The organism is Parachitinimonas caeni, assembly GCF_030129945.1.
In the GTDB taxonomy this organism is placed as follows: Bacteria; Pseudomonadota; Gammaproteobacteria; order Burkholderiales; family Chitinimonadaceae; genus Parachitinimonas; species Parachitinimonas caeni.
Map to the genome: position 1 here is coordinate 131,282 of NZ_JARRAF010000007.1, position 11,473 is coordinate 142,754.

The 11,473-nt window shown below is 58.2% G+C and carries 12 protein-coding genes; 1 reads left to right on the forward strand and 11 read right to left on the reverse strand.

The genetic code is table 11. The features are described from left to right. Positions 1–49: 49 nt before the first annotated feature. A complete protein-coding gene (locus PZA18_RS08300) occupies positions 50–328 on the forward strand; it encodes a PsiF family protein (RefSeq protein ID WP_284100349.1) in 279 nt (92 codons plus the stop codon). 75 nt (positions 329–403) lie between these two features. Here PZA18_RS08300 and PZA18_RS08305 read toward each other — a convergent pair whose 3' ends face one another. The 11 genes from PZA18_RS08305 to PZA18_RS08355 all read right to left on the reverse strand — a co-directional run bounded on the left by PZA18_RS08305 (position 404) and on the right by PZA18_RS08355 (position 11,284). Next, complete coding sequence (locus PZA18_RS08305) at positions 404–1,630, reverse strand: EAL domain-containing response regulator (protein WP_284100350.1); 1,227 nt, start codon at positions 1,628–1,630, stop codon at positions 404–406. A 270-nt stretch (positions 1,631–1,900) separates the two neighbouring features. Next, complete coding sequence (locus tag PZA18_RS08310) at positions 1,901–2,974, reverse strand: protein-glutamate methylesterase/protein-glutamine glutaminase (RefSeq protein WP_284100351.1); 1,074 nt, start codon at positions 2,972–2,974, stop codon at positions 1,901–1,903. Continuing rightward, positions 2,971–3,501, reverse strand: a complete 531-nt coding sequence (locus PZA18_RS08315) for a chemotaxis protein CheD (protein ID WP_284100352.1) — start codon at positions 3,499–3,501, stop codon at positions 2,971–2,973. The genes PZA18_RS08310 and PZA18_RS08315 overlap by 4 nt, the downstream gene beginning before the upstream one ends. After that, positions 3,498–4,331, reverse strand: a complete 834-nt coding sequence (locus PZA18_RS08320; protein ID WP_284100353.1) for a CheR family methyltransferase — start codon at positions 4,329–4,331, stop codon at positions 3,498–3,500. The genes PZA18_RS08315 and PZA18_RS08320 overlap by 4 nt, the downstream gene beginning before the upstream one ends. Before the next feature lie 97 nt (positions 4,332–4,428). Next, complete coding sequence (locus PZA18_RS08325; protein ID WP_284100354.1) at positions 4,429–4,977, reverse strand: chemotaxis protein CheW; 549 nt, start codon at positions 4,975–4,977, stop codon at positions 4,429–4,431. A 77-nt stretch (positions 4,978–5,054) separates the two neighbouring features. Further along, positions 5,055–6,728, reverse strand: coding sequence for a methyl-accepting chemotaxis protein (locus PZA18_RS08330; RefSeq protein WP_284100355.1), 1,674 nt, complete (start codon positions 6,726–6,728; stop codon positions 5,055–5,057). Between the two features lie 117 nt (positions 6,729–6,845). Continuing rightward, positions 6,846–9,092, reverse strand: a complete 2,247-nt coding sequence (locus PZA18_RS08335; protein ID WP_284100356.1) for a chemotaxis protein CheA — start codon at positions 9,090–9,092, stop codon at positions 6,846–6,848. Between the two features lie 307 nt (positions 9,093–9,399). Further along, positions 9,400–9,720, reverse strand: coding sequence for an STAS domain-containing protein (locus PZA18_RS08340; protein WP_284100357.1), 321 nt, complete (start codon positions 9,718–9,720; stop codon positions 9,400–9,402). Positions 9,721–9,729: 9 nt separating this feature from the next. Next, a complete protein-coding gene (locus tag PZA18_RS08345) occupies positions 9,730–10,098 on the reverse strand; it encodes a response regulator (protein WP_284100358.1) in 369 nt (122 codons plus the stop codon). 42 nt (positions 10,099–10,140) lie between these two features. Then, positions 10,141–10,662 (reverse strand): hypothetical protein, encoded by a 522-nt coding sequence (locus PZA18_RS08350; protein ID WP_284100359.1) that lies wholly within the window; start codon positions 10,660–10,662, stop codon positions 10,141–10,143. A 226-nt stretch (positions 10,663–10,888) separates the two neighbouring features. Further along, on the reverse strand, positions 10,889–11,284 hold the full coding sequence (locus PZA18_RS08355) for a hypothetical protein (RefSeq protein WP_284100360.1): 396 nt from the start codon (positions 11,282–11,284) through the stop codon (positions 10,889–10,891). Positions 11,285–11,473 lie beyond the last annotated feature (189 nt).

Consider the following 11,473-nt stretch of genomic DNA (forward strand, 5'->3'; position numbering starts at 1 on the left):
TGCCGCACCACCCTCACCGGCGGTCATTCCGCCAGAAAGAGAGTCTGCAATGAAGTCGATGTTGTTTATTGCCTTATGCCTATCCGCCAGCTTGGCGGCCGCCGCTGACGATGCTGCGCCCAACAAGCAGCAGAACAAGATGGCGCAATGCAATCAGGAAGCCGGCGACAAAAAAGGCCCTGAGCGCAAGCAGTTCATGTCCGACTGCCTGAAAAACAAGCAAAAGGCTCAGCAAGAGAAAATGAAGGCATGTAACAAGGATGCCGAAGGCAAAAAGGGAGCGGAACGCAAAGAGTTCATGGCTACCTGCCTGAAGAAAGACAGCTGAAGTACATAGTCTCAAACAGCAACGGCCACTGATGTGGCCGTTGCTGTTTGGTGATCGGCGTTGGCAGGCATACCGTCAGGCAAGCGATGGCCGGGGAGGTCTCAAATGGCGGGTTCCCTGACGCAGCCAGTTGGCCAGCTCTTCCCCCGGCATCGGGGTTGCTACGTAAAAGCCTTGGGCAACATCGCAACCGAGGATACGAATGAGCTGCCAATCATTGGCAAGCTCCACTCCCTCCGCCACGGTAGTCAGCTGTAGTTTCTTGCCCATCTCGATCGTACTTTGCAGCATGACCTGCAAGTGCGGTTTTTCAGAGGCACCGTGAACAAGCGAGCGATCTATCTTGAGTTCGGTAAAGGGAATGCGGGCCAGTTGCTGCATCGACGAGAACCCTGTCCCAAAATCATCAATCGCCAGCCCAAAACCCTTCAAACGCAGGCGGGCCAAGGTGCCGAGAGAAAGCGCCACATCGGACATCACTGCCGTTTCGGTAATTTCCAGAATCAGGTATTTGGCTTCGACACCGACCTTACCTGCGATTACTGACACACGGTCCGCCAGATCGGGCGATGCCAGCGAGCGTGCGGACAAATTGACCGCGACGCTGATGGCCATACCACGCGAATGCCATTCTCTGAGTTGACGTAACGCCGTCTCAATCACGAATTCGGTCAACGGCTCGATCAGGCCAGTCTCTTCGGCCAGATGCACAAACTGATCAGGCAGAACAAATCCATATTGCGGATGTTGCCAGCGGATCAATGCCTCGACACCACGCATGACGCCAGAGTGTGTTGTGACTTTAGGCTGGTAATAGACTTGCAGCTGCCCAGCCGTTAACGCTGTTTTCAACTCTTCTGCCGTGCAGCGTGGCGGAGGAGGGGTCTGGCTGCTGACAACTTCACCTTCCGGCCGATATTTGGCCAATAACGCCTGCAATCCATTTATCGACAGAGGTTTTTGGGCAATACCAAGCACCGTCAGGCCATGTTCCTGCGCCATTGTTTCCACCGATGCCAGCAGAGCGGTCTCCCGGCTACTCACAACCACCAGTGCATGGGCAAGCTTGCGCTGGGCCAGGTGACGAATCAGATCGACGCCATCCATGCCGGGCATTTCAAGATCGGTCATGATGATGTCCGGACAGCGCTCGACCGTTGCCAGCAAATCCAGCGCAGACTGGCCATCTTCGGCTTCGAGTACATTCCGCACGTTCAGACTGCCGAGCAGGTCAACGGCGTGCATCCGTTGCACCGCACTATCTTCAACCACCATTACCGTGAGTTGTTCGAAGCCGCTCATATTTGCTTCCGCAGTCTCTGTCGCCGGCCTGTCTGCCCGGCATCAGCCGGTATGCACACGCCACAGCTCCCATTCCACTCGCCCTGTTATCAGCCCTGCCCACCCGGCAGCAGCCCTGGCAGCCAACCTGGCACCGGACCTTGATCGCCGCAGCAACCTGCCCTGGCGCTCATTGGCGGGGGCTCATTCTGGGAAATCAATGGCCTTTGCCAACTACCGGTTAACTTCTTATCCCATCATAGATGCCGACTCGATAAAGCCAAGGCCACGTCAGCGCCCCAACAGTTCAGCCAGCTGCTCAAGAGGGACAATGCGCTCGACCGCATCTAGCTTGATGGCTTCCTTGGGCATGCCGAAAACCACGCAGCTTTTTTCATCCTGAGCCATGGTGTGTGCGCCAGCCTCACGCATTTCCCGTAACCCTCGGGCACCATCATCCCCCATACCGGTCATGATGACCCCCGTTGCATTGGCACCGGCAAATTTGGCAACAGACCGGAACAACACATCCACCGAGGGTCGGTGACGCGACACCAAGGGGCCATCCACCACATCAACGAAATACTGCGTGCCACTACGTTTGACCAGCATGTGCTTGCCGCCCGGAGCAATCAGCGCCCGGCCGGGCTGCACCCGATCATTGGCCTCGGCCTCTTTGACCTCAATGTGGCACATGGTGTTCAGGCGGGCCGCAAAGGTGGCTGTGAACTTTTCAGGCATATGCTGAACAATCACCAGCCCTGGGCAGTTCGGCTTGAGCGCAGGCAGCAACTGTTCCAGAGCCTGCACGCCACCCGTAGAAATGCCGATCGCCACGATACGCTCGGTGGTACGGCCCAGTGCGGGCACAGGGCTTTTATCGAGGATGGCATCCGCTGTCAGCTTCGGGGTGGCGATTTTCTCAGCAATGAAATTGGGGGGAGCTGCCGGTTTACGCAGACGGCCTTTGGCTGCAGCGGCCTCCCGAATCGCATGTACCAGCGCGTCACCGCTTTCCTGCAGGAAATTTCGGACACCAATCGAAGGCTTGGTCAGAATGGACACCGCCCCCGCTGACATGGCCTGCAAGGTCACTTCCGCGCCTTTCTCGGTCAGACTGGAACAGATGACCACAGGCGTCGGTCGCTCCGCCATGATCTTGCGCAGGAAGGTCAAACCATCCATACGGGGCATCTCGATATCCAGCACCAGCACATCGGGCCACTCCTGCTTCATTTTTTCCATGGCAAAGATTGGGTCTGCAGCCGCCCCAAGTACCCTGAACTCCCGCTCATGCGCCAGCACGTCCATCACAACCTGCCGCACCACCGCTGAGTCATCCACAATCAGCACACTGATAGTCATATCGGTCTCCTCAACGATGGCTCGCTACGACCTTGCGGACCAAGGTGTGGCTGAAATTTCACCCAGACGTCGCCGGTGGCGATATCAAATACGATATTGCGATGCCCACTGCCTGCCAGATGTTCACTGGTCAGAATGAATCCCCGTTGCGCCAGCATCGAGCGCCCTTGCTCGATATTGCGCTTGCCTACTCCCTCAACCCCCACCAGCCCCAAAACATCCCCCCCGCCAAACATCTTCACCTGATACTCCGAAGCCTTGGTGCGAGCCGACTCAACGTAATGGATCAGCAAAGCCAGTGCTTCGTCACCATAACGGCCGTCCAGCGGGGTGCCGGGCGCCCGTTGGTGGTGAGCCGGACGTGTGGGCAGCAGAAAGTGGCACATCCCGCCAACACGCTCTCGCGGATGCCAGAAAGTGATGGCCACGCAGGAGCCCAGCAAGGTACGGATGCGCGTATCCGCCCCGGCAAAGTAGACCTCACCGGGTTGCAGGAAGATGTCGATGCAAAAGCCAGCAGGGATCATTCCTGCACCTTTCGGTAAACCGTCGGCCAGATCGGCCGGATCGGCACATCGCCCCCCAGCAAGGACTCAGCATGCCCGACGATCAACCAGCCTCCCGGCCGCATTTGACCAACCACGTTTTCCAGTATTTGGCGCTTCATTTGGTTATCGAAATAAATAATTACGTTGCGCAGGAACACAATGTCGAACTGACCAATGTCTGGCAGCGCATCTTTCAGGTTGAGCTGCACGAACTGCATACGATTTCGCAGTTTGCGCTCGATCAGGAAGGTGCCGGTGTATTCGCCGCCCCCTTTCAAGCAGTATTTTTTCAGCAAAGGCTCGGGAATCTGGCTGGCGCGCTCGATTGGATACAGCCCACGCCGGCCAGTAGCCAATACACTGGCGCTGACATCGGTACACATGATTTCCCACGACAAATCACCACGCGCCTCTGCCAGCACCATCGCAATCGAGTAGGCTTCCTCACAGGTGGCCGCTGCCGCACTCCAGACCCTCAGGCGCTGTGAAGGTGGAAACTCCGGCAGAATTCTGTCGCGCAGCAAACTGAAATGCTTGGGCTCCCGAAAGAAGTAGGTCTCGTGGGTGGTAATCAGGTCAATTGCCCGCTGCAATTCCGCCTGGTCGCCAGCCAACAGGATCTGCAGGTACTCGCCGTAACTGTTGAGTTCCAGTGCCAACAGGCGCTTCTGCAAGCGTCCGGCCAGCATCGCCCGCTTGGCAGGCGGCATGTTCAGACCAATAGTCTTGAGGATGAACCGCTGAAAACGCACGAATTCATCTTCGGACAGCTGCGGCCCCAACAACGACACATCCAGCTGTTTGTTCACGGGAATCATCTCTGCGCAGCAGGGGTGGATCGAACCTGGCCGGCCTGTGGCAAAGCGGCGCGTCTCACACGACTGTATCGAGCCATCGGTAGCTCCCTTAAGCATCCAGATGCCGGGAAACATCGGTCTCGACCAATACCGACATTTCTTCCAATGACAGCACTTGATTCACATCGAGCACAATCACAAAGCGCTGGTTGACCTTACCCATGCCCAATATGAATTCGGAACGGATTTTTGAACCAAAAGCCGGCGCAGGCTCAATGTCCTGTCCGGGGATATCGAGCACCTCGTTGACGGCATCGACGATCACGCCAATGTCCTGCATCTCGCCATTGAACGACACTTCGATAATCACGATGCAGGTACGTTTGGCAATCTGGGTGGGTTGACGACCAAAGCGCACCGAAAGGTCAATAACCGGTACTACCGCGCCACGCAGATTGATCACACCGCGCACAAAGCTCGGCATCAGCGGCACTTCGGTCACACCGCCGTATTCAATGATTTCCTTGATGTGCAGGATATCCATCGCAAACGCTTCCCCACCCAGAGTGAAGGTGAGGTACTGATGCAAGTCCTGCAGCTCCTGCGCCGCATTCCGCTCCTGCATTTCCCGGCTGGACTTGGATATCACACGACTCATATTGAATGACTCCACATACGTACTGCCGTTTGCCGGTGCCGGACAGGTTGTGACCACCTGGCACAGGTCATACCGAATCAGAAGCGATGAAACTCCCGCTCGTCCACCTCATTGCTGGAACTCAGCATCGCCCGCACCGCCGGACGACGCCCTGCCGGGGCTTTAGTCAGAACGGGCTCGGCAGGCTCATCATCCGGTTCTCCAGACTCATTCTGATGGTGGCCGAGTACGCTTTGGCCGGTCTGGAAATAGCCCATGATCTGTTGCAACCGCACCGCTTGGGCACTCATTTCCTCTGCGGTCGAAGACAGCTGCTCGGAAGCCGCTGCGGTGTAGCGGGTAGTCTGCGACACCTGCCCGACCGCACTGTTGATACGTTCGATGCCATCCGACTGTTCACGCGAGGCATAGGCAATTTCCTGCACCAGATCGGCCGTCTGCCGAATGGACGGCACAATCTCCTCCAGCAGCATGCCCGCCCTTTCGGCCAGATCCACACTGTCACTGGCCAGACCGCTGATTTCCTGCGCGGCAACCTGGCTGCGTTCTGCCAGCTTGCGTACTTCCGCCGCCACCACTGCGAACCCCTTGCCATGCTCGCCGGCCCGCGCCGCCTCAATCGCCGCATTCAGTGCCAACAGATTGGTCTGGTAGGCAATGTCATCAATGATGCCGATCTTGCTGGCGATCTGTTTCATCGCCCCCACGGTTTGCCGCACAGCCTCACCACCATCACCCGCCTGTGTTGAGGCGCGATTGGCAATGCCATTGGTTACCCTGGCGTTTTCCGAATTCTGGGCCGTGGTCTGGGTCATCTCATCGACTGATGCACTGGTTTCCTCCACGCTTGCCGCCTGCTGTGCAGCATTCTCTGACAAGGATTGGGCCGAAGCGGTGATCTCCTCTGCCGCCGCTGCCAGCGAATCGGCCGCACCACGCACCTGGCCGATGACCTCGCGCAATTGCGTGGCCATGCTGTGCATCGCGGCCACAACACTGCCCGGTGGCGCCTTGGCCGCCGACTCAGCCAAGGCCAGCTCACCACGCGCCAGCTGGTCTGCCAGTTCAGCCACCACACCCGGCTCGGCACCCAGCTGGCGGTATAGACGTCGTACCACTTGCCAAGCCAGAAATGCGACGGCCATCCCCCCCACCACGATCCAGGCAATCACGATCTGGGTGCTGTTGATGATGGTGCGTTCGGTGCGTTCGCGACCGGCACGGGCCAGCTCATCCTGCGCGTTGGTCACGAGGCGGATCTGGTCATTCAGCTGCAGACTCAGCCGCGTCAGATCACCACTCAGATACAGCCTGACTTCTTGCACCTCTCCGGCATCGACGCGATTGATCAGCTTGTGGGCTGCATCCAGATAGGCCCGCCAAGCCCTCTCGACCCCGTCGAGCACATTGCGTGCTGTTGTGGTATCGGTCTGCACCTGCCGCGCCCGCTCGGACAGATCGCGAAACTGCGCCTCGACCTGTGACATCCGTTCCAGAGTGGCACGTCGTTGCAGAGGATCTTCAAAGTACGCATAGAGGGTGCTCAGGCGTTGGTATTCAGCCGCCAGCGCTTTCACATCGCCAAGATCGCGCGCCATGGCAAATCGCTCGGCGTAGGCAAGATCGGTGCGCCCACCCACTTCCCGTAACGCTGTCAGAGACAAGCCGCCCACCGTCAGCAGGATCACGCCCCCCAGCATGAATGCGGCGAACAGTCGGGCGCCAAGACTCAGCTTTTGGAATATGTGCATTCAGTTCTCCGATTTGTACGCCCAGCTCTGTTGGCATCGCCAGGTTCTGTTGATGCAAGGCTTACAGAACCCTTTCAAGACCGTGCCGCACTGAAAACTCCCATACCGGCGGGCCCATCAGGAACGGGCAACACTCAGATGGCGAGGCAGATGGCGCGTCAACTCGGCCCGCTCCCCTGCCGACGCCAATTGGATCAGCTGCGGCACATCAAGAATCAACGCAACCTCCCCAGTCCCCAGAATAGTCGAGCCACCAATGCCCTTGATACCGCGAAACAACTGCCCGAGGGGCTTGATGACTGCCTGGAACTCCCCTAGCAACTGATCGACCACCAACCCGGCCCTGGCATTGCCATACTGCACCACCACCACATTCTCACGGGCGGGCGGCGGCGCTTCGATGTCGAACAGATCACGCAACCGCACATAGGGCAGCACTTCACCGCGCAGATTGAGATAGCGCGGTTGCAGCAATTCGCTGTCGGTTTGCAGATCCAGACACTCGATCACCAGATCCAGCGGAATGACAAAGGTCGAGCGCCCGATCACCACCTGAAAGCCATCAATAATCGCCAGCGTCAGCGGCAAGCGGATGCGGACCAATGTCCCCAGCCCCTCTTCGCTTTCCAGCTCGATCTCGCCACGCAGTTGCTCGATGCTGCGCTTGACCACATCCATGCCGACACCGCGCCCTGACAGATTGGTGACCTGCTCGGCGGTCGAAAAGCCCGGCTCAAAGATCAGATTGAGAATCTCCCGGTCCGACAACACGAGATCGGGCGGAACCAGCCCCTTCTGCAAGGCTTTGGCCAGCACCCGGGCACGATTGATCCCCCCACCATCGTCACTGACTTCGATAACGATGCTGCCCGACTCATGAAACGCGGTCAGTGAAAGCTTGCCCTCAACCGGCTTACCCATCTTCAGCCGCTCGGCTTCCGGCTCGATACCGTGATCAATGGCATTGCGCACGATATGCATCAAAGGATCGCCCAGCTTTTCCACCATCGACTTGTCCAGTTCGGTCTCACCGCCCCCTATCGACAATTCGATCTGTTTACCCAGCTCCCGCGAGACATCCCGCACCACTCGCGGAAAGCGGTTGAACGTTTCGGCGATATGCACCATGCGCATGGTCAAGGCGCCATCGCGAATCCGCTCGACGAGCTCGGCAATGCTGGTTGTCGCTTCAATCAACTCCGGGCTGTGGCTGCGGGTCGCCAGCAGATTGGCTGCAGCGCCGGCAATCACCAGCTCGCCAACCAGATTGATCAGGCTGTCGAGCTTGGCAGCTTCCACCTTGATAAAGCGATGCTCGTTGCTTTTACGCTCATCGCTCTGCTTCTGTTTTTCCAGGGCTGCCAGCACCGCTTGCGGTGGCACCACGTTTTCTTCAACCAGAATCGCACCGAGCGGCCGGGCGGCATGCTTATCTACCTGCTGCTCTGCCCGCTGGATGCGCAATACCTCTTCCAGCTCGAAATAGGTCAGCGCCCCGCCTTGCAACAGAATCTCCCCCAGCCGCCGCTGGTCCTCTGGCAGAGAGCCGATCAGGCTAATGTATTCCGCCAGCTTGGAATGGGGAGGAATGATGCGGACCGTCGAATCGTCGCGGACAAACTCGAAGACGTTTTCGATGGTCTGCTTGTCCACAGCCGAATCGAATTCGATTTCAAACCCCAGATAGCAGGACTCCGGGTCCATCTGGCTGGCCGGCGGCAAGCCGTCGTACAGCGTGGTCAGATAGACGATGCGGCCCAGCGTGCCGAGGTAGCGGATGAACGATAACGGGTCCATGCCATTGCGCAGTACATCGGGGCCGAATCTCAGGGAGAGATGCCAGTGGTCAGAGGCCACAGTATCGGCTTCCCGCGTGGCAGTCGCTTCCTGCGGTTCGGGCGACGCCACCGAGACCACCGTCGTTGCGACGACTGGTGTGCCCGCAACCGTGGCAGGGTCTCCAATTCCTTGCTTGAGCTGCACCTGCAACCGCACCAGCAGCAATTCACGATCCGCATCGCGGGCCGGGTCGATCTCGATGCCGCTTTCCAGCGCGTCGATCAGGTTGCCAACATAGTCCCGGCAATTGAGCAATAAGGAAATCAGCTCGGCATCAAGCGTCAGCCCGCCTTCGCGTACTTTGTCGAGAACGCTTTCCAGCACATGGGTAAAGCTGACGATGTAGTCAAAGCCGAACAGGCCCGCCGAGCCCTTGATGGTGTGGGCGGCCCGAAACAAGGAGTTGATGATCTCCGGACGCTCCGGGTCGGGCGCTGACTCAATACGCAGCAAATCGTCCTCGAAGGCCAGAAGGAGCTCGTTGGCCTCATCAATGAACGTCTGCTTAGCCTTTTCGAGATTCATCCGCGCCTCGTCCCGACAAACACACGAAAATCCACCAACAGATAAGAAACCGGAGTGGGTATACGCTCGGCTCTGTTGATCCCTCAATTCCCGGCAGTACCGGCCCGGACGCTACGGCGAGGCCGCCACCTCCGGCGCCTAGGCTCTGTTGACGTCAGGTTTGCAGTCGCGTTTCGCCGGAAAATGGCCTGGAACAAGGCACAGAGCGCGCCGCATAGTCATTCTCCTTCCACGGCCGACTCCTTGCGGGCATTGCCCTGTCCCCAAACTCAATCCGGCGCGACGGCAAACCTGACGCCAACAGAACCTAATGCTCACCCGACAGCAATACCGGATCACCAAACACCCAGGCCATGTTGTAGAGGTCCAGCACCTCCAGCACCGCCCGGCTGTGGCCATGAAACGCCAGCACTTTATTGGCAGCCGCAGCCTCCCGCTTGAGCAGCAATAGAAGCTGGATGCCTGCGGTATCAATCTCATCGACCTCTGACAGATCGACTTCGAGCTGTTCCGACGTCCTCAACTCATCCAGCAAACGCTCTTTGGTGGTAGTCGCCGTGTAGATCGTCAAGTCACCCGAAATGCGCAAGACGCACTGCTCACCACGGTGGATGGAGTTGAGTCCCATCGGATGTCCTCAAGGCAGCACCAGCCGGGCCACAGCATTGAGCATCTGCTCGGGCTGGAAAGGTTTGACTACCCAGGCCTTGGCGCCTGCCATCTGGCCCTCGCGCTTGCGATCTTCCTGGGCTTCGGTAGTCAGCATGATGATGGGGGTGAACTTGTAATTGGGCAGCTGCTTGACGGCCTTGACGAAGGTGATGCCATCCATATTCGGCATGTTGACGTCTGAAATGATCAGATGAATCTTGCGACCATCCAGTTTGTCGAGGCCATCCTTGCCATCGCATGCCTCCACCACCTCATACCCTGCACCGGCCAGTGCAATATGCACAACCTGTCGCAAACTGGCCGAGTCATCGACAATCATGATGGTCTTGCTCATGGGTCTACTCGTCTCGCCATTGCTGGCGCTCAATCCGGCAATCTAGAAATAGGTAATGCCAGGCGTATCGCCACAGTCCTGACCGTTACCCGCTCGCGCACGCTGCTCGTCAGTAGTATAGGAAGACGTCAGTCGTTTGAGCCAAGCCTCAAGGTCCGGCAATGGCGTCACTTCTCCCGCTGCCAGCCGGTGGCGCGCCAGCTCGATCTCCCCGACAAAACGGGCAACATCGACGGTCACCTGCTCAAGAATCTGTTCAAGCCTGTCGTGAAACTGCATGGTGACGATGATCTGCGCCACTTCCTGCCGCAAGCGGCTCAGGCTTTCTTCCTGCAAGGCCCGGGTAGTGTCCTCGCTATGCAGGCTTTCGAGCGTATCAGCCAGCTCGGCAAATCCATGCGCCAGATCAGACGATCCAAGACGCGCGATTTTCAACGCCAGTTCGAGGTTATGCGCCCACTCGGGCACGATACCGCCGACCAGCGCTTCAACATGCGCGCAATAGCTGCAGGCATGGTGCCCATCGGGCTCGATAGAATGATGCGATGCGTTTGGGTTATGCAATTAATCCGCTCCCGGCCGGCCAACAGGAAGATCCGGCATGAACACTTGTGCAGCAAGTCACCCAGCCGACGTTATGCCGGCCCGGAAACCGGACCACGAAGAGGGTCACACGTATCCTGGTTCAGTGTAGGCACTGTTTATGCCAGTTTCACCGGAAGATTCGACGCAATTGAAAATTGGCCTGCCATCACGCCAGGGGCCAGATACGGGGCAGAAAGCACGCCGCTCAGCGGTCGTGTTTGGGCGATGCGGGTGTGGTAGCGGTTGAAGCAGGCTCAGCTGGGAGGTCTGGACGCTGGCGGAGCGGGCGCTCCAGCCCGGGTCGATCCGGTCCAGGACGAAACCATGGACGGCCATCGGCCGGCAAATCGGTCATGTCCCCGTTGCGCAACTCACGGGCACGGCGAGCCTCCATACGCCGCCGGCGAATTTCGGCGAACTCCTGCGGGGTGATATCGCCATTGCGCAAAGCCTGCATCAAACGATGTTCGCGATGCATGGAATTGCGCCGGGCTTCTACAGGCTGCGAGGACTCAGCCGGGTTGGCGGGGCTAACCGGGTTAGCCCAGACCGGCGATACCCACAGGCAAAGCAACAAGGGCCGCAGCAACACTTGATTCACGACAGACCCCTTCACTGCATGGAATACAACGCTTGACACGCAAACAGACACAGAATTTATGGCTTACCGATTCGACATTCAGCAATGATAAAGCCGCAAAGCCCTGCCAGGAAATTCGAAAACCAGACAAATGTAACAAGACGTGGCGCTATCATAACTATGCAACAGATGTTTACACACTCGCGCACT